The organism is Oscillatoria salina IIICB1 (assembly GCF_020144665.1).
Lineage (GTDB): Bacteria > Cyanobacteriota > Cyanobacteriia > Cyanobacteriales > SIO1D9 > IIICB1.
Window position 1 is genome coordinate 26,166 of sequence record NZ_JAAHBQ010000007.1, and the last position, 19,532, is coordinate 45,697.

Sequence of the window (19,532 nt, forward strand, 5' to 3'; positions counted from 1 at the left end):
GTGCGACTATCCCATGACTAAATTTCTTCTGGATCGATATTTAATTCTCTGAGTTTCGCTGCTAGTCGCTCGGCTCTTTGGGCTTCGCTATCGGCTCTTTGGGCTTCGCTATCGGCTCTCTGGGCTTCGCTATTGGCTCTTTGGGCTTCGCTATCGGCTCTTTGGGCTTCCTGGAGTGCAACTTCTTCCGGTGTAGGAATTAAGTTACCTGAAGCGTCAAAAAAGCGCAACCGTTGTGACTTTATACCGAGATACAATCCTAACTGCTGACTCCACAAATATCCTTGCTCGTTGGCTTCTAAGGTTTGATATTGCCCAGTTACTAAGCAAAATCCCTGAAATTCCTGGGTTTGGGGATAAAACCAAAAGTATTCTGGAGTGCGGAAGGTATCTTGATAAAGCCGTTTTTTTAATTGTCGGTCAGTGTTGGCGGTACTAGCAGAGAGAATTTCGATAATGACATTGGGATATTTTCCCTCTTCTGCCCAGACTACCCAACTATTGCGCGGTTTGCGTTCTGTCCCTAAGACGACAAAGAAATCTGGTCCGCGAAAATCTTGCGATTTAAGCTGATTAGCGTTGTAATAAATGCTCAGGTTTCCGGCGGCATAGAAGTCATGGCGATCGCGCCATAACCCTTCTAAGCTTTGAATCAGCAAAATCATCTGCCGCAGATGTAGTTCACTTTCCAAGGGTGGTTCGTCGCTGTAAATCTCACTTGGTGGCAAGATAACATCTTCTGGGGCGACTGGTTTAACTTCTTTTTCGGGAGTGCTGACGGACATAATGCTAATCAAAGCAGCTATGGTTATTCTGAGTTTAGCTTAATCGAGAGTGGTCATGACCGATTCTACGATAAGTTTAAAGAAGAAGATATTGTCAGCAACACTTCTAATTCTTGCTGACGAAGCTGAAAATAAGGCGATCTTTATGGAAAATAATCTCAATCAAAATCAAGCTAACCAAAGCGAAACTAACAATAATCCAGGACAAGAACAAGAATATCGTGCGGCTGCATCTAAATTTATCAATGAAACTTCTTTAGATAAAATGCACGAAATTGCTGAAGCAGCACGAATTAAGAAAATGATGGAACCGCCTAAGTGGGTTATGCCTGAAGATTTATAATTGTCAAAATAAGGTGGGCAACAACCCACCTTATTTTACTAACTTTCATCAGCAGAAATCACAGCAAGCAGAAATGGCATTGTGAGATGAACGAACAACCTACCAGTTTTGATTTCAACCCGCTTGTCACCCCGTAAGCAGATATACTCAAAATGCTGGTGAATAGTTTGTCAATGGGAAACCACACAACCCAGAAGAACCTTTTCACAATAATTTTAATTTTTCTTGATTAGCAATTTTCCTCTTGAATACTAGAATCAATAAACTCTTGTTCCAGGGTACTTAAGCATTTTAAATTCTTATACGCCTCAAGTACAGAGCCTTTAAGTAAAAGACTTTTATCTTTCCCCTTTTCCTGCCATTCTTCAGATCTATCGATCAACCTTAATCTTTGTAACAAATTTTCCCTATCCTGGTTCATCCAATCTCGCAAATCGCTCCAATGACGGATTAATGATTCGCGAGCAATTTCAAAGCGATCGTCACTCTCTAGCTTACCTGAACTTTTACACACTAAATTTTCAGAGACTAACCGATCGAGGACTTCCTCAATATTAGAAATCGAAATTTCTGGCGTGGCTAATTGGTAAAGTTCCTGACGTTTTACTTGAGGATTCATTGGTTTGAATCCTTGCGTCGAGCGGACTAATCTTAGTAAAATCAGCCGACAAGTTTTTTGCTCGATGTCAGATAAACTCTCATAAAACTTTTTAGCACTATTGGATAATGCTAAACGTCCTCCACCAATTCCGAGTTGTTTATAGCTATCCCAAGTAACGCGATCGCGTTCTCGACTCTCCCATAGTTTTAACAGAGTAAATTGTAATAATGGTAGGGCATCTAGTTCGCCGGAAAAATCTTTAACCAGTGTATCTACTAATCCTCTATCAAACTTTAAGCCGATGGATTCAGCAGGTTTTTCAATCACTTCTTTTAATTCACTATCTTTAAGAAAATCTACTTTGACTTGAGATTTACTCAACAACTCTTGAAATTTTTCATTTCTGATTTGGTCAATTTTCCAAATAAAATCAGAGCAGATAGTAAAAATGAGAAAATGTTGAGTATTTGAGGCTTCAATAAACTTCACTAAATTCTCAACAAAGGCTTGTCTTTCTTCTCGGTCAAAACATAAAGTGAATAATTCCTCGAATCGATCGATTACCAGGACAACGGGTCGATCGGAATGAGCATTACTGATTGATTGACAAAAATGCTGAGGATTAGTTTTAAATTCTGCTACCTGTTGCTGTATCCAACCTTCATTAGCATCGGGTTTAATGATTTGTGCTAGATGCTCTAATGGTTTATTTCCAGGTGTTATAGTTGGATAATAATACCAATTGTCACTTCCTTCTATTGCTCCAGTTTTTAATTTTGGTAAAATTCCAGCAAATACTAATGATGACTTACCAATTTTTGCGGAACCAGTAATCGCTAAAAGAGAGCTTTCTTTAAGGCGAGTAATTGATTCATTAATTAAGGTTTCACGACCATAAAAATGCTGATTATCGTTTTCTGTAAATGGTTTTAACCCAACATAAGGATAATCTTGTTCTGTCAATTCTGGAGCCAGAGACGGATCGTACTCCGCTAGAGTTATATCAAGTTCATCATAACCCATCCGATAAAGTCGAGTAATCCAGTAATTTAATAAACTTTGCGCAGCAAAGCGTTCATTTTCTTCATACAAATATAATCCGGCTGTTTCTATTTGGTGGACAAAATTTTCTATTTTTGATTGCAGTTCCTGGCTATTTTTTTCATCTTGGTAACTTCGGTATTCTTTAAGTAAGTCATTGTGATGCTTTTTGATTTGCTTGAAAGAGGAGAAAGATGGTTTACATTTTTCTAAAGCTTTCTTAAAAAAATAAGATAGTTTGTTTGAAATGGGGTATGGGCAATTTTTTTGCAGTTTCAAAATCAAAAGGAAATCTTTTTCAGTTCCCTGTTGAGTCATCCACATTAAATTCTGTTCAAATTGTTTCTCATTATCAGGAGCAATCAGATGAGAAATTCGATCATTTCTTTCATTAATTATCAGTGGATTGGGCAAATCTGATTCTCTTAACAATTTCTTTAATTCAGGGTTAATTTTTTCTTGGTTATTTAATTCTACTTGAGTGTTAATATAATCCTTTCGGATTTCTTCATGTCTCCTGTTATTTTCCTCTAATTGCTCCGGACTTAAATCACTCTGAAAATCGTTTTCTAATTTTAATTTTTCTATAGTCTTCTCGTTTTCTAATGTTTTTTCTACAATTCTTCCATTGTCCATAATAAAATCTCCTATTTTAAGTAACAATTTTGCTTTAAAATAGCCGTTACTTTTTGAACAAATTCATAAGGTAAATAATCTAGCTTTTTGAATAAAAAGAACTGATTATCTTCATTGTCTGGAATATTAACATCCGACAAATGCGTAAATAAAATGACAGGAGTATCTTTGCTTTTTAGATATTTGTTATAGAAATAAATTCCTGTTTTTAAGCCACATTCAGCTTCCTGTTGTGCAGATTCATCGAAATTATTTCCGATCGGCATCATAATATCCAATACAATTAAGTTTATTTCCTGTTTGCGTTCTTCCCAGAAATTCAAAGCATCATCTAAATTATCCTTAAATTCTACTTGATAACCAGATAATTCTAGTTCTTCAATGTAAGGTTTCACTCTTCGATATTCATCATCAATGAATAAAATCATTGTTTTGTTAATCTCCTTTGAATATTTTTCTATGGGTTGCGCTAAATAAGTTGGCTTTAAAATAGCCTTTATTTTTCGACAAATTCACAAGGTAAATAATCAATTTTTTTGAGTAAATGAACTTGATTATTTTCATTGTCTAGAATATTAGCATCAGCCCAATGCGTAAATAAGATGACAGGAATATCTTGGCTTTTCAGATATTTTCTATAGAAATAAATCCCTGTTTTTAAACCATATTCACTTTCTTGGGTTACAACTTCATCACAATTATCTTTGATTGGCATCATAACATCCAATACAATTAAGTTTATTTCCTGCTTGCGTTCTTCCCAGAAATTCAAAGCATCATCTACATTATCCTTAAATTTTACTTGATAACCGGATAATTCTAGTTCTTCAATATAATGTTTCACTTTTCGAGGTTCATCATCAATGAATAAAATCATTATTGATCTCCTTTAGATAAAATCACATGAAACTCTGTTGGTTGTGATGTATTGTTTAAAATTAAATCTCCTCCTAACTTTTGCATAATCTCTCTAGAAATTGCTAACCCTAAACCGCTTCCCATTGCTATCTTTATCGCATCAGGAGTACGGAATCCTACTCTAAATATATCATCTTTATGTTTGGAGTTTATCCCCATCCCCCAATCTCGGAATATTATCGTAACATTCCCTTCTCGAACGTTGTGCTTCACATCTAGTTCAATTCTTTTAATGCTTGCTTTTTTAGAATATTTTAATGCATTCATAAATAAATTAAAAAATACTTGATTGAGCATAATTTTGTCCGTATCAATTTCGCCAATAGTTCTCATCGTTCTTGAATTATAACGAATATTGTCAAAGTTAAATCCATAGTCGTTACAAATCATTGGTTTTAGCTCGTTGATTATTTTTAGCAATACATCTTTAAATATATCTGTTTTTTCTTTAAGCGGGTTTAAAAAACTGCCTTTACCTAAAAAATATTCAATTTGCTTTGCTTGATAGCGCAGAAGATAGCCATCTACCATCATATCTTCACATTTTACAATGATTTGCTCTGAATTTAGCTCATTCCAACGTCTTTGTAAAATACTGATATGGGAGAGAAGTCCATCTATGGGAGACTTGAGTTCATGAATAATTCTCTGAATAAAGCCAGATTTTTGTAATTCTAAGATATCTACTAAATAATCAACGAAGCCCTTAAGAATTTGGATATCTTCTTCATAAATGTATTTTCGGTATTCTATCGGATAGCCTACTTCCAAGGTGCCAATCACCTGATCCGTAGATGGTTCAATTAGTGGCAGAAAAACCCTAATTAAATTTGCATGGTTATATTTCTTCCAAATTTTTTTATCAAATCGTGGATCGTCGGCTTCAGTAACTTCAATTTGTCTATTTCTCACGATTTCTGCTTGAATGTCATTGCTATCAAGTTTATGACGTGCTAATTTTTTAAATGTTTCGATATCAGAGATTCCTTCAAGATGTTTAGATTCAATCCAGGTTCTTTCTAAATTGATCAGAGAAATATTAATCCATGAAAATTTTGTAATATTTTTGATGCCATCTAAAACAATATTGATCGTTTGATCATAATTTTGGGTTTTAGCAATTTTTTTCTCAACCTGTCGTAATAGTTTTAATTTTGTATCAAACTCTATTCTATCTAGCATAATAGCGGCAAAGCGAGCCAAGAGTTGAAGATGATCTTGATCTTTCTGAGAAAAATGAGCGACTTTGATACTCTCAATATTTAAGATACCAATCAATTTTGTACCTGATGCGATTTCTGTCCCTTTTCTAATCGGAATAGAATCAACTTTTATGGGAATTGCTATTTCAGATTTTGTATCTGACCAACCTTCTTCATAATTATCTTTCCATTCTGAAGCGCTAACGTTAGACACATTAATAGTTTTTTCTTGTTCTAATGCTAATCCAATTATTCCATTTTTCCAATCAAATTTTTTCTTATATTTCAACCCAGGACTATGCTTGATGATTTCAACTTTTCCTTGGGGATATTCTAATTTTCCGACTAACCAATGTTCGGCATCAACTAATTCAGCTTCATCCGCACTATCATATAATAATTGCCACATTTCTTCTTCATCTGTAACCTGAGTCATTTTATGAATAATTTTTGTAAGATTTCTAAGTAAAGTTTGTTCGTTTTTCTGGCAAGCCATGATGATTAAATTACTAATGTAACTAATTAATAACTTTTCCGACTCATCAAAATAACGCTCGTGTTTGCAAACAATATCAATAATTCCAAAAATATCATTTGGGTCATTGGGATATTGGATTGCACAACTTATTAAAGAAACCCATTTTCTTTTTTGAATTTCCTTTTGAGCAAAAAGCCGATAGCGAGAACAATATTTTTTAATATTAGAAATACAAGCGATTTTATCTTTTTTTAGCAAAGACTGAACCCCCGGATGTTTTAAACTCAGTTCAAGAGCTTGATAATCAGCATCTACTTGGGATGAACTCGCTATAACTGTGAGTCTTTGTTCTTTAGAATTGCGCTTCCAAATTACACAAGCATCTGCTTCTAGATACTCACACAGTAATTGAGGAATTGATTGGATAAAATCATCAGATTCTTGAGCAACCAGTAATTCTGATAACTGGTTTAAAAAACTTAATTGTTTTTCATTGTTGTTGCTCATTAGTTTTAATCAAACTCCTCTGTTATTGAAGTTGAATAATTAATTTCTTTAAATCTCGATGAAGTGGTTTTAATTTTAATTCACAAAATTCTAGTAAACAATGATCTACAGAATCAAAATATCTATGACATGAGTCACAATAACTCTTCAGCGATTCCTTGATATTATCTAGATTGCTTTCGGGTTGAGAAAATAATATATCTTGAAATCTTTTCTTTGTATTGATAGGTAAATTCATTTTTTCGGTTAAATTATTTTTTTGAAAATGTTCATTGGCAGGTTTTACACGCCCACAATAATCTTGCAAATCACCCCACTCTGATTTAAGATCGTCTAAGTTGAAATCATATGAATAGCAAAACTTATTACGAAAAAGAGTAATTTCACTATCTATATGTTGCCAGTAGTCATGAGTTTTAATTAATCCATTAAGATGTTGCTGTAAATGGTTGATTTCATCAATTGCGATTCTTAATTCTTGGCTTTTATCGCCTTCATAAGTTACATATATATCTTTAATGATTTGGCTCATTTCTGGCAACTCTAGTTGAGATACCGTTGATTTCAAAATTGCATGAATATGTGTAGGCGTTTGTTCTAAGACTTCTTTTATCCGTGAGATTGACCGAGATAATTTTCCTGACCGTTCTGATTTACAAGCGACCAATATATTTTCTCTTGCTTCAGTCAATTTTCTTAACCAAAATAGATCCCCTTTTAAGGAATTACATTCAGTTTCTAGTTTATCTATTATCCCAATCATTTCCCCAAGATCGGGATTATTCAAAATAGTTTCAATGGCTTCTTCTCCTATTGTGTAAAAATTTTGAGGGTTGATCTTCTTATAATGAAAATCTAAATGATGTAAAGAATCATGGATTCTCTTATAAGTCATTGTCTTGTTAAGTTGTTCAGAAATTTTAGTCAACTTATTTTGAGAAACCTTAAGTATTTCAGAGACTTGAGAATTGGATGAAAGCTGTAATACAATAGCTAGAATTTCATCCGTTTTGCCATCTATGTTTTGAATGGTTTTTTCTAAGTTCTGTAACAATTGTGTGATAGTCGTTTCCACCACTCCCAGTTGCCGACACACTTCAGCAAAACCAGAATGAATCTGTTGAGAAATTTGGGTAAAAGCGTCTTGCTGTTGTTCTACTGTACCCTTTAACTGGTTTTCTAGTTCTTGGATACAGTTGAAAACAGATTGAAAACCCTCCTGCTGATTCTTTTGGAGTTGTGCTAATTCTGCTTTCGTACCCGTGAGTAACGTTATGGTTAATCCAGCAAAGGCTTGACCCTCTTCGGCAAAGTCTTCTTTAAGAGTTTCGCGTAGGGCTTTGGGGAAAGTATTATGCAGTAAATCACCTAGTGGTTTTGGGAAGGTGGAATCGTCTGGATCGGGCGATTTATTGGGTAAATAAACTTCTGGCGGCAGTCGAAAGCCACCCCCTTTACAGGTTGCCATATTTAAGCGGATAAAAATATTCTCCCATTCTTGCGGAGTGAGGTTGCCGTCTTGGGTAAGCTTGTATTCTTCGGGAGTGAGGAATTGGTCGAGTTTGGCTTCTCTTAATTCGGGGTAGCGTTGCTTGGTGACTTCTTGTTGGAAAATTTTCACCCAGTTATCTTTGGCGTGGGCAGCAATTTCCTCTAAGTTGCGCTGGGTGTTACCTCGGTATTGTTTGGCTGCTAGAGTAATGACAGCGGCGATCGCTTTTCCCACTGCTTTCGTTAAATGTTCATTCTCTAAAGAAACGCGATCGCAGTCTTGTTCTGCTGTTAACGCATCAATAGCGTTTGCTGTATTTCCCGCCGCTACATTGCCTAAGGCAGTCGCTACAATTACTCCTACTCCAGTTAGTGTAGGAGCTAATGCCAAACCCCCCAACACGCAAACTGTACCAATTCCTAATTTAACGAGCGATCGCGTCTCAACCATCCGCTTTTAATCCTCGTACTGATTAATATCTAAGATATAGGGTCAATAAAACGAGAAACCCTAAAAATTACTATTCAGATATATAAATATACAACTCTTAAAAATTAGCTATTACTGTCCTAAGTCTCAATAAAAACCTAACTTTACTGTTCCACATCCTCTAAGTTTTAAGTAAGCAAGATTTCAGGTAAACTCCACTTTCCCTACATAGGGCTTGCTGAAGAACCTCTGCAACGTAGTCTAGCCAAGAGTTACGAGCATCTTTTTTTGAAAAAAGTGCAAGGGTCGTTTTTGGTGTTCTAAGGCATTAGGGCGCGATCGCGTATCATCTATAGGGCAATATAGGGCGAGATCCGATCTTCAAAGAATAATAGTGCTTGCACTTTTAGCTTCTCAAATAAAGCTCAAATACCTATGCTGTAAGGACTTTGGCATTTGTTCAGCAAGCCCTACATAAACTTGTAATATATTTTATTGTCTATTATACGAGTATTTATCCTCACAATTGCCAGCACACAGTAATACCAGTTCCAAAACCTGATGGGATTATATTTTATCAGCCTTGGCTACTGTTGCATAACTTTTTGGAACTGGTATTATTTTATGTCTTAGGAGCGAATCACTGCTGCCGAAGGAAACACCAATTTCGGTCTTTCAGTAGGATGTTTGACGATTACACCACCATTTTGCGTAACTTTCTTGGGCGTTTCTTCTTCTAATAAAATATTCCGAATAATTCGGGCTACTACTTTTTGCGCTAACCTACCCGCAATTTTTTGTCCCATTTTCTGAGTTTCGGGTTTAGCTAACAAATCGGGAATCAAAGATAAGAGACTTTGGGGATCGAAACCGGGAGTTTCTTGCAAAATTTGCCAAATATTTTTCAGATGATCTAAACTCTCGTTTTCAGTTTTTAATTCCGGTTTTAAAGGTACGGGCGTTGGTGTGGTTGGTTGTCCTAAAACTGCTACTCTTTCTCTGACTGTAGCTGAGAAGTCAAAGAAAGTTTTCCGTCCGTAAAGATCGATGGCTTTAACAATTTCATCGACTAATTTTTCGCGGATAAAAGTGCCGCGATCGGAAAAGAGAAAATCAATCGCCTGATTTTTAACTTTGTCGAAATCATAATCTTGAGAATTTCGCGCATTCCGCAATAAATTCTCTAAACGATTCCAGCGAAAACTACCATCTTTAAATAATAAATCGCGCAAAGATGCTCGTAATTGAGGCGAAGGATCGGTCAATAATCGTTTCGCAACATAAGGATAGGCTTTACTTAATACTTTAAAATTCGGATCGATGCCGATCGCGATTCCTTCCAATGTTACCATTGAGCGAATAATCAGTGCATAATAAGCTGGTACGCGGAAAGGAAATTCATACATCATCGCTGACATTTGGTCAGTGATACTTTTGAAATTCAACTCGGCAACACTCGCACCTAAAGCATTACCAAATACATTCGCTAATGCGGGAATAATTGGGGTTAAATCTGTCTCTGGAGTGAGAAATTCTAGCTTAACATAATCTTGAGCAAGGGCTTCAAAATCACGATTTACTAAATGCACGACAGCTTCAATTAAACCATAGCGTTGATATGGTTTAATATCGCTCATCATGCCAAAATCAAGATAAGCAAGTTTGCCGTCAGGGGTAGCTAATAAGTTGCCTGGATGAGGATCGGCGTGGAAAAAGCCGTGTTCAAGTAACTGACGTAAAGAACACTCAACTCCTACTTCTACTAAGTGCGTTGCGTCGATATTTTGTGCTTCAATTTCAACAATATTAGTTAGTTTTGTCCCCGTTATCCATTCCATTGTTAGGACGCGCCGCGCTGTATATTCCCAATAAATTTTGGGGATATAAATTTCGGGTAAATAACCATAAAGTTCGGCGAATTTTTCCGCATTTTTGCCTTCTTGGACATAATCCATTTCGTCAAAAACGCGATGTGCTAATTCATCGGCGATCGCTACGAGATCGCTGCGTACTCGTTGAAAACTATTTTGCGCCCACTTTGCCAAAGTTCGCAAAATATAAATATCTAGTGTAATCCGCCCAATTAAGTCGGGACGCTGCACTTTTACGGCTACGTCTTCGCCAGTTTTGAGTTTACCTTTATAAACTTGTCCTAATGAAGCTGCGGCTACAGGTTCTGGGGTAAGTTCGGTATAAATTTCTAGAGGTGGTTGACCTAATTCTTCTTCTATAAAGCGATAAGCAACTTCGTTGGGAAAAGAAGGTAGTTTATCTTGTAAATGGGTGAGTTCTTCGAGATAGCTGGGAGGAACTAGATCGGGGCGAGTTGAAAGTGCTTGCCCGATTTTAATATAAGTCGGTCCGAGTTGAGTTAAGATTTCCCGCAGTCGCGCTGCTCGACGAGAGCGATTGCGATACACTCGATTAGTTAGTTTATCTAACCATAAGCTTAAGGCAAAGGAGGTAAAAGGCAATAAGATATCGAAAAATCGTTTGATTACTTGCAGGGGACGGCGCTTGTAGTGAGCTTCGATCGCGATCGGATCGTAGCGATAACCTTCATCCTCTACAAGTGTTGACAGCTTCCTACTAATTTCCGTTGGCGGTTGCTCTGTTATCGGACTTGAGCGATCCTCTTCTACAGCGATCGCTTGTTTAATTTGCTTTTCCCTATTCAACTTCCGCTCTGAGCGATAGTCAACTATGGAGACTGTTTTCTTTTGCATAATCTTTTATACCTAGTCCGACGCGAGCAACTCTTTTGTAAATTATTGTAACAACATTAAGCTTTTCTTATTGTAGCTTTTTAGTTAATCAGCAAGCTTTGTCAATGCTGTATATAAAGTATTAAACAGATTTCAGCTAAATTGCCTCTATCCACCGTTTAATTTTGCTCAATGCTTCAAACTCTCAGAATTCGGAATTTTGCTTTAATCGACAGCCTCGAACTGGACTTAGGTGCTGGTTTAAACGTTCTCACTGGCGAAACGGGTGCTGGTAAGTCAATTATCCTCGATGCGATCGACATTGCTTTGGGCGGAAAAGTGAGCAGTCGCTTGATTCGCACTGGTAATAAGCGAGCGATGGTAGAGGCGACTTTTACCGCCGATCCGGCGACAGCAGCTTGGTTAAAAGAGCAGGAAATCGACTTAATGGACGAAGAATTGGTGATTTGTTCGCGAGATTTAGCGATCGCACCAAGTAGTTTGCGATCGCGTTCTCGCGTGAATGGAGTCTTGGTTAATCGTAAGTTTATGGATCGGTTGCGATCGCGTTTGGTGGAAATTACTGCTCAAGGACAAACTGTACAACTGATGATTCCCACACTACAGCGTAATTTACTCGATCTTTATGGTGGTGAGGAATTACTTCAACAACGAGAAATTGTCGCACGAGCTTACGAAATCTGTTCTCAAGCCGAGCAAGCTTTAACTAAACGCCGTTCCTCTGAGCAACAACGATTGCAACGCTTAGATTTAATTGAATATCAAACCAAAGAACTCAGCGCCGCCAATCTTAGCGATCCCGACGAACTCGAACAACAACTGAGCGAACGGGAAATGCTCTCTCACGTCGTCGAACTGCAAAAACTCAGCTATCAAGTTTATCAACTTCTTTATCAAAACGATACAGGCGAACCTGCGGCGGCGGATCTTTTAGGACAAGTCGAATCGCTCTTGACAGAAATGGCAGAATATGATAAAAAAATCGAGCCAATCCTGGAAGTAGTTAAAACAGCAGTAACCCAAGTAGTTGAAGCCGGACAGCAAATCAACGGTTACGGAGATAGATTAGAAGTAGACCCAGACCGTTTAGCAGAAGTAGAAGAAAGAGTCAGAATCTTAAAGCAAATTTGTCGAAAATACGGTCCGACATTAGCAGACGCGATCGCCCACTACGAAAAGCTACAAATCGAGCTCGCCGAACTCACCGACAGTGGTCAATCCCTCGAAGAACTAGAACAAGAATATCAAAAAGCGTCGGAAAAATTAACTCAAGAATGCCATCAACTAACTAAATTACGTCATGTAGCCGCCCAAAAACTCGAAGCCCAACTAATCGCCGAACTGAAACCCTTAGCAATGTCCAAGGTACAATTTCAGTGTCGCCTAACCGATTGTCAGCCAACCGCGATGGGTGCAGACACAGTAACATATTACTTCTCACCCAACCCAGGAGAACCCTTGCAACCATTATCAGCGATCGCCTCCGGCGGCGAAATGAGTCGTTTCCTCTTAGCACTCAAAGCCTGCTTTTCCCAAACAGACGATTATTGGGTAACACTAATCTTCGACGAAATCGATGCCGGAGTATCCGGAAAAGTCGCCCAAGCGATCGCCGAAAAACTCCATCAACTCAGTCAGCAACATCAAGTCTTGTGCGTCACCCACCAACCCCTAATCGCCGCTTTAGCAGACGTACACTTCCGCGTAGACAAGCAAATTGTAGACCAACCACTTCTCAATAACTCAGAGCAAACCAGCCAACCACAAACTCCAGACGAAGTTTCCGAATTGCGAACCGTAGTCCGCGTTACCAACTTACACGATTTAAATCGCCGCCGGGAAGAACTCGCCGAATTAGCCGGAGGACATTCAGCCAACGAAGCAAGGGCTTTTGCTGAATCTCTTCTCAGTCAAGCAGCCCATCGTCGTCAAAAGAAATAGGGATTGGGTTCAGTGAGCAGTTATCAGTTTATCCCTTAATTCCTCCTTGTCTCCCCCTCTCCCTGTCCCCAATCCCTTCCAATCCCCAATTCCCAAACAAACATTCATGAACAACTAAGGTGCAATTTTCGTTTCAACGAGTAAACTAGGGAGTAACTTCTCCCATATGTTCGAGAAAAACAACTACATTAAGAGTAAAATTCATACGATACTCACTAACCAAGCAATTATTACCCATTACTAACTAAAAGAATATGACTGCTGCATCTTCCCGACCTTCTTCCAAAGTAAGTGTTGAGCGAACAATAGATATAGTTCCCGCAGGAGCAGAGGAAAATGTCAATCAAAATTCTAGTACATCCAGTAGTGCAATTGTTACTACTAGTGGCACTTTCTCAGCATTTCTCGCTCCCCTAAATCAAGAAACCTTTAAAGAAGTTGTTACAGATGTCGAACATAAACTTCAGGTAGTCAATCAAACCCTGTCTATGCTCGATAGCGTACTTGACAGTCAAGGGTTTGATGTTATTCTCGACGAAATGCTGCGCTCGATCGCACTCAAAACAGGAGAACTCTTAGGCGCAGATCGCACTTCTATTTTCTTATTAGATGACGATCAAGACGAACTTGTTTCCATCGTTGCTAAAGGAGAACAAGGGCAAACTTTAGAAATTCGGATTCCGAAAGATAAAGGAATCGCTGGGGAAGTCGCAACCTTCAAAAAAATAGTTAATATTCCCTACGATTTTTACAACGATCCTCGCTCCCTTGCCGCTCAAGCATACGATCGCCAAAATAATTATCGTACTTACACAATGTTAGCTCTGCCTTTATTAGATGATGCAGAGGAGTTGGTGGCAGTTGTACAGTTAATTAATAAGCTCAGATCGCCTCACGATCCCGAAGCAACTTTAGATGAAAGAGTTTCTAAACAAGGCTTTACCGAAAAGGATATCAAAGTTTTTGAAGACTTTGCTCCTTCAATTCGCTTGATTCTCGAATCATCTCGCTCTTTCTATAAAGCTACTCAAAGACAACGGGCGGCTAATGCACTGATCGAAGCAACTAACTCGCTATCTCAGAGTAGCTTAGATTTAGACTCAACCCTCAAAACAGTCATGGATGCAGCTAAGAAGTTGATGAATGCCGATCGCAGCACTCTCTGGCTGATTGATGAAGAAAAAGGCGATCTCTGGACGAAAATTCCTCTCCCAAATGGAAGTTTAAAGGAATTACGCGTGCCTCTAGGTGTTGGTTTTGCAGGAAAGGTAGGCTTAACTGGAGAAACTCTCAATATTGGTTTTGATTTATACAACCATCCTGATTCAGAAAACTCGAAAAAGGTTGACCCAGAAAATGGTTATCGGACTTGTAGCTTACTGTGTATGCCAGTATACAATTCCGATGGCAAATTGATTGGTGTTACTCAGTTGGTTAACAAGGTAAAACAAGGAAATTATCCTCCTTACAATCCTGAAGATTGGCCCCAAGCACCTGATTGTTGGAAAGCTAGTTTTAATCGCAGCGATCAAGAATTTATGAAGGCTTTTAATATTCAAGCTGGTGTAGCTTTGCAAAATGCGAAACTCTTTGCTGAAGTTAAGCGCCAAGAACAAATGCAACGCGATATTTTGCGTAGTTTAACTGAAGGGGTGATTTCTACTGATAAGTCAGGAAAAATTATTGCTGCTAATGAAAAAGCCAAAGAATTATTAGGGCTACCAGAAGACGAACAGTTAGAAGGTAATGAAATTACTGAACTAATTACCATGAAAGAAGGTAACTTTTCTGAGTGGTTCCAAACAGCCTTACACGCAACGGGAAATTTGCACAAGCGAGAACAATATTACCCCGATCGCACTTTAATTTCAGCATCCGCAGACCAACATAGCGTAAATATCTCGATTAACTCGATTACAGATGTGGGCGATCGCGATCGGGTTTCTGGGGTGCTGGTGGTAATGGATGATATTTCTGATGAAAAGCGCCTTAAGAGTACAATGTATCGTTACATGACTCAAGAGTTAGCAGAAGAATTACTCAAACTCGGAGATGCGAAGTTAGGTGGCGATCGCAAAGAAGTTACGGTTCTTTTCTCCGATATTCGTAGCTATACTACCCTCACGGAAAAATTAAAGGCGGAAGAAGTGGTAGGTATGCTCAACGAGTATTTTGAGAGTATGGTCGAAGCAATCTTTAAGCATAAAGGTACTCTCGATAAATATATTGGTGATGCAATTATGGCAGTCTTTGGTTCGCCTCTACCTCTCGACGATCACGCTTGGAAAGCTGTGCAAACTGCTTTGGAGATGCGTCAACGTTTGATTGAGTTTAATGCTCGTCGTCTGGGTACGGGGAAAGAACCGATTAAAATTGGTATTGGGTTAAACTCTGATTCGGTGATTAGCGGTAATATCGGCTCTAGTAAACGAATGGAGTTTACGGCGATTGGCGATGGGGTAAACTTGGGATCTAGACTAGAAGGTGCGTCTAAACAATACGGGTGTGATATCGTTCTTTCAGAATATACTTACCGTCCCTGTACCGAAAAAATCAGAGTACGCGAACTCGATCGCATTCGGGTTAAGGGGAAAAAACAACCAGTGTCTATTTATGAATTAGTCGGTTTGCAAAATGACCCGATTGATTCAGATACAGAGCAAATTATTGAACTTTATCACAAGGGACGGGAATACTACCTCAATCGTAAATTTGCCTTGGCGATCGCTCAATTTGCTACTGTTATGGAAATTGACAGTAGCAACAAAGCCGCTAAACTCCATCTCGAACGTTGTCAGCATTTTCTCCAAAATTCTCCTCCTGAAGATTGGGATGGTGTTTGGGATCTAACCTCGAAGTAAAGACTAAAATTTCACTTCTGTTAATTTTTCTCTATTTATCTTTGGTAGTTTGTTGTTTGTCGATCGCCAGCAAAACTAACTTCAAACCTTCTCCATTACCACAAAATCAAAATTTTGTCAAGGGAGAAGATGTGGATTTGTTGATTTACCGCTCGTTAGTCAGGCACATCAGTGAGAACAAATGACAAATGACCAAGATGATTAGCTTCGACAACCAGCAGATGAAGAAATTCTGGTTCCGAAAACTAAAAAATGTTACCCAAACGATTCCTCTGTTAGGAATTATCGGCGCGATCGCCACCAGTATTTTGGCAGCGAGAAACGTCGGTTGGCTAGAATCCTGGGAACTAAGCGCCTACGACCAAATGATGCGTTTGCGTCCAGAACTAGCACCAGACGATCGCTTGCTGATTGTCGAAGTCACAGAAGCCAATATTCAACAACAACAGCAGTGGCCCCTATCAGATCGATTAATCCATCAAGTCTTGACAAATCTCAAAAAACACGATCCAGTAGCAATAGGCTTAGATATCTATCGAGATTTGCCCGTAGAACCAGGTCACGCCGAATTCACAGCCCAGATCTCAGGCAGCGATCGCCTAATTTTAGTTTGTAAAGAAAGCGACAAAGATAGTCCTGGGGTACCTGCACCAAGTGCAATTGACAAAGACCAAGTTGGCTTTGCCGATATCGTCGTCGATCCAGGTGGGATTGTCCGCCGAGGGCTAATATTTCAGCAAATTGGCGAAAACTCTCCCTGTACTAGTCCTTTAGCCCTAAGCTTTCAACTAGCAAGACGCTATCTCCAAACCCTCGGTATCGAACCAGAAAAAACCTCAACCAACGATCTACTTTTCGGGACAAAAACATTCAAATTACTAGAACCAAATTCAGGAGGTTATAACCAAATAGACAACCGAGGCGGTCAAATTCTCCTCAATTATCGCTCTTGGGGATACGGAGCGCCCAGCATCACATTAGATGATGTACTCCAAGAGAAGATTTCTCCCGAACAAATCAAAAATAAAATCGTTTTAATTGGCGTAACCGCAAAAAGCATCGACGATGCCTTTTACACCCCCTTCAGTGCAGGTCGCGCCGAAAGTCAAAAAATGCCTGGGGTAGCAGTTCACGCCCAATTAACCAGTCAAATTATCAGTGCAGCTTTAGGAGAAAGAAATTTGCTGTGGTATTGGTCAGACTGGGTAGAAATAATTTGGATTTGTAGTTGGTCGTTTTTAGGAGGAATCGTTGGTTATCGGGCGCGTCATCCCCTACAGCTAGCAATCGCCGAAACAGGAACGCTAGTAGTGTTATTAGGAACCACAGCCAGTGCTTTTGTCCTCGGAGCTTGGCTACCAGTAGTACCATCAGTATTAGGATTAATCGGCAGTTCAGGTGGTGTCCTAGCCTACACAGCTAATCAAGAAAGCAAAGAACGTCAAGCGATCGCCCGTCAAATTCAACAACAAACCAAAGATATCGCCCTACTGCAACAACTTTTAAAAGAAAGAGAAAACACTTCCTCAGTACCCAGCCAGACACACAGTTATACCAGTCATAGTGAAATCACCGGAATACCCCCCGAAGCAGAAGAAGACGAAAATACCGCGATCGCTTCTGCGGATGCAATTTGGAAAACAAGTTTCTCTTTAACTAGCTCATTACTCGCCGGACGATATAAAATTACCGAAGCCCTTGGTGCAGGAGGATTTGCCTCTACTTATCTCGCCCAAGATACCCACCGTCCCGGTTATCCCGATTGCGTCGTCAAAAAATTACAACCCGCTCATCGAGATCCCACCTTCTTAGCAGTAGCAAGAAGACTTTTTCATACTGAAGCAGAAATTCTCGAAAAACTGGGCAATCATCCCCATATTCCCCGACTCTTAGCTCACTTTGAAACCGAAAACCAAGAATTCTATTTAGTTGAAGAATACATCCCCGGACAGCTTCTTAGTGAAGAATTATCCAACTCCGGAGTTTTCGATGAAACCCGTACCATCGAAATGCTCAAAGAAATTTTATCAATTCTCATTTATATCCACGATCGCGGCGTAATTCACCGCGACCTCAAACCAAGTAATATTATTCGTGACTCAGAAAAAAATCGCTTAGTCTTGATCGACTTTGGCGCAGTTAAAGAAATTCAACCCCAAGACCAACATAACGCCAGACATCCAGAACTTACAGTCGCGATCGGGACGCGAGGTTACACACCACCCGAACAACTAGCAGGACAGCCAAATTTTAGCAGCGATATTTATGCTTTGGGAGTCATTGCCATTAATGCACTCACCGGATTACGTCCAAATCAACTAGAATGCGATCGCCACACAGGTAATCTCAAATGGCGACATTTAGTAAATGTTGGTGAAGAATTAGCAAAAATTATTGACAAAATGGTTTGCTATCACTTTGTGGAAAGATATCAATCTGCGGCTGAGGTACTCAAGGAATTGCCTTAACTGACACCTAACTTTGCCAAAACAGGCTTTGTCGAAACCACGTGGCGATCTAAGCCTAACTCTTTTGGCGTAATCCCCAAAGCCAAACCCACAAGCTGAGGTAAATGGAGAACAGGTAAACCCAACCGACGTTGAATCACCTGAGAAACCTCCGGCTGACGAGAATCAAGATTAAGATGGCACAAAGGACAAGGAGTCACCAAACAATCAGCACCAGCCGCGATCGCCGCTTCCACTTGTTTGCCAGCCATTTGAAAAGACTGTTCCCGAGCATAACTCGAAATCGGCCAACCACAGCACTGAGTACGTCCGCAATAATCCACAGCCGTAGCCCCAACCACACGAAAAACATTTTCCATTGACTGAGGATTAAACGGATCGTCATCAGGCAGCGATTTTTGCGCCCTAAGTAAATAACAGCCGTAAAAAGAAGCACACTTCAAATTCGTTAACTGGCGCGTAACTTTAGCTTGCAGAGCATCCAACCCATAATCACCAACTAGCGCCCAAAGTAAATGTTTAACCTCCGTAGTACCGCGATAAGGAGAACAACCTTCTGCGTGTAATAACTCATTAATTTGCGCTACATAACCAGGATTATTTCGTTGAGATTCCTTCAAACTCTCATCAACATGACCAATCACACCCTGACAAGTGCTGCAATGAGTCAAAAGAGGCAAATTCAATGATTCAGCCAAAGCCAGATTACGAGCATTAACCGTATCTTCCAAAAGCTGAGAATCTTCCTTATAAGTACCCGAACCACAACAAGCAGCCTTTTTCAACTCAATCAACTCAATTCCCAGAGTTTTCGCAACTGCTGCTGTAGACAAATAAAGCTCGCGGCAAGCGCCTTGAGCAACACAGCCAGGGAAATATGCGTATTGAAGCATTTTTGCGGACATAACAAAAGATCTATTTAGCTTAAGTCAATTATTTTCACAATCGCTCTTCTATCATCGCTTTTTAGCTCGGCTTTTGGGCAAAACAGAAAATTTGCTTTCACAGATTAACCGCTCACCCGATCAGCTCGCCTCCAGTGAAACCATTGCTTGGAACGTACCTCTTTCCGATAAGATGAAAAATGCAAAAGAACTGTCAAGC

Annotated in this window: 12 protein-coding genes; 4 read left to right on the plus strand and 8 right to left on the minus strand. The window is 39.2% G+C overall.

Translation table 11 applies throughout. The features are described 5' to 3' along the window. Positions 1 to 17: 17 nt before the first annotated feature. Positions 18 to 785 carry a Uma2 family endonuclease gene (locus G3T18_RS02390; RefSeq protein WP_224408922.1) on the minus strand — a complete coding sequence of 256 codons (768 nt, stop codon included), beginning with the start codon at positions 783 to 785 and terminating at the stop codon, positions 18 to 20. A 91-nt stretch (positions 786 to 876) separates the two neighbouring features. Between G3T18_RS02390 and G3T18_RS02395 the strand changes: the two genes are divergently transcribed. Next, positions 877 to 1,128, plus strand: coding sequence for a hypothetical protein (locus tag G3T18_RS02395; RefSeq protein WP_224408923.1), 252 nt, complete (start codon positions 877 to 879; stop codon positions 1,126 to 1,128). A 229-nt stretch (positions 1,129 to 1,357) separates the two neighbouring features. Here G3T18_RS02395 and G3T18_RS02400 read toward each other — a convergent pair whose 3' ends face one another. The 6 genes from G3T18_RS02400 to G3T18_RS02425 form a co-directional block, all read right to left on the minus strand. Continuing rightward, positions 1,358 to 3,406: an ATP-binding protein gene (locus tag G3T18_RS02400; protein WP_224408924.1), complete on the minus strand. Its 2,049-nt coding sequence runs from the start codon at positions 3,404 to 3,406 to the stop codon at positions 1,358 to 1,360. 11 nt (positions 3,407 to 3,417) lie between these two features. Beyond that, positions 3,418 to 3,834: a hypothetical protein gene (locus G3T18_RS02405; RefSeq protein ID WP_224408925.1), complete on the minus strand. Its 417-nt coding sequence runs from the start codon at positions 3,832 to 3,834 to the stop codon at positions 3,418 to 3,420. A gap of 68 nt (positions 3,835 to 3,902) precedes the next feature. After that, a complete protein-coding gene (locus G3T18_RS02410; RefSeq protein WP_224408926.1) occupies positions 3,903 to 4,283 on the minus strand; it encodes a DNA-binding transcriptional response regulator in 381 nt (126 codons plus the stop codon). Continuing rightward, entirely contained in the window at positions 4,283 to 6,511 is a 2,229-nt protein-coding gene (locus tag G3T18_RS02415) for a GAF domain-containing sensor histidine kinase (RefSeq protein WP_224408927.1), read from the minus strand. Before G3T18_RS02415 ends, G3T18_RS02410 begins: the two co-directional genes overlap by 1 nt. A 22-nt stretch (positions 6,512 to 6,533) precedes the next feature. After that, entirely contained in the window at positions 6,534 to 8,393 is a 1,860-nt protein-coding gene (locus G3T18_RS02420) for a hypothetical protein (RefSeq protein ID WP_224408928.1), read from the minus strand. Positions 8,394 to 9,061: 668 nt separating this feature from the next. Beyond that, positions 9,062 to 11,158: an ABC1 kinase family protein gene (locus G3T18_RS02425; protein WP_224408929.1), complete on the minus strand. Its 2,097-nt coding sequence runs from the start codon at positions 11,156 to 11,158 to the stop codon at positions 9,062 to 9,064. A gap of 171 nt (positions 11,159 to 11,329) precedes the next feature. Here G3T18_RS02425 and recN point away from each other — a divergent pair, with 171 nt between their 5' ends. The 3 genes from recN (at position 11,330) to G3T18_RS02440 (ending at position 18,428) form a co-directional block, all read left to right on the plus strand. Next, on the plus strand, positions 11,330 to 13,099 hold the full coding sequence (gene recN / locus G3T18_RS02430) for a DNA repair protein RecN (protein ID WP_224408930.1): 1,770 nt from the start codon (positions 11,330 to 11,332) through the stop codon (positions 13,097 to 13,099). A 254-nt stretch (positions 13,100 to 13,353) separates the two neighbouring features. After that, positions 13,354 to 15,960: a GAF domain-containing protein gene (locus G3T18_RS02435; protein WP_224408931.1), complete on the plus strand. Its 2,607-nt coding sequence runs from the start codon at positions 13,354 to 13,356 to the stop codon at positions 15,958 to 15,960. Between the two features lie 188 nt (positions 15,961 to 16,148). Beyond that, entirely contained in the window at positions 16,149 to 18,428 is a 2,280-nt protein-coding gene (locus tag G3T18_RS02440; protein WP_224408932.1) for a CHASE2 domain-containing serine/threonine-protein kinase, read from the plus strand. On the opposite strand, the gene G3T18_RS02445 is transcribed toward G3T18_RS02440, so the two are convergent. Beyond that, positions 18,425 to 19,333 carry a CoB--CoM heterodisulfide reductase iron-sulfur subunit B family protein gene (locus tag G3T18_RS02445; RefSeq protein ID WP_224408933.1) on the minus strand — a complete coding sequence of 303 codons (909 nt, stop codon included), beginning with the start codon at positions 19,331 to 19,333 and terminating at the stop codon, positions 18,425 to 18,427. The two genes, G3T18_RS02440 and G3T18_RS02445, sit on opposite strands and share 4 nt — an antisense overlap. Positions 19,334 to 19,532 lie beyond the last annotated feature (199 nt).

Coding starts and splice junctions, on each gene's coding strand:
- G3T18_RS02390 (WP_224408922.1), bottom strand. CDS start 785: ATGTCCGTCAGCACTCCCGAAAAAGAAGTTAAACCAGTCGCCCCAGAA.
- G3T18_RS02400 (WP_224408924.1), bottom strand. CDS start 3,406: ATGGACAATGGAAGAATTGTAGAAAAAACATTAGAAAACGAGAAGACT.
- G3T18_RS02405 (WP_224408925.1), bottom strand. CDS start 3,834: ATGATTTTATTCATTGATGATGAATATCGAAGAGTGAAACCTTACATT.
- G3T18_RS02410 (WP_224408926.1), bottom strand. CDS start 4,283: ATGATTTTATTCATTGATGATGAACCTCGAAAAGTGAAACATTATATT.
- G3T18_RS02415 (WP_224408927.1), bottom strand. CDS start 6,511: ATGAGCAACAACAATGAAAAACAATTAAGTTTTTTAAACCAGTTATCA.
- G3T18_RS02425 (WP_224408929.1), bottom strand. CDS start 11,158: ATGCAAAAGAAAACAGTCTCCATAGTTGACTATCGCTCAGAGCGGAAG.
- recN (WP_224408930.1), top strand. CDS start 11,330: ATGCTTCAAACTCTCAGAATTCGGAATTTTGCTTTAATCGACAGCCTC.
- G3T18_RS02435 (WP_224408931.1), top strand. CDS start 13,354: ATGACTGCTGCATCTTCCCGACCTTCTTCCAAAGTAAGTGTTGAGCGA.
- G3T18_RS02440 (WP_224408932.1), top strand. CDS start 16,149: ATGACCAAGATGATTAGCTTCGACAACCAGCAGATGAAGAAATTCTGG.
- G3T18_RS02445 (WP_224408933.1), bottom strand. CDS start 19,333: ATGTCCGCAAAAATGCTTCAATACGCATATTTCCCTGGCTGTGTTGCT.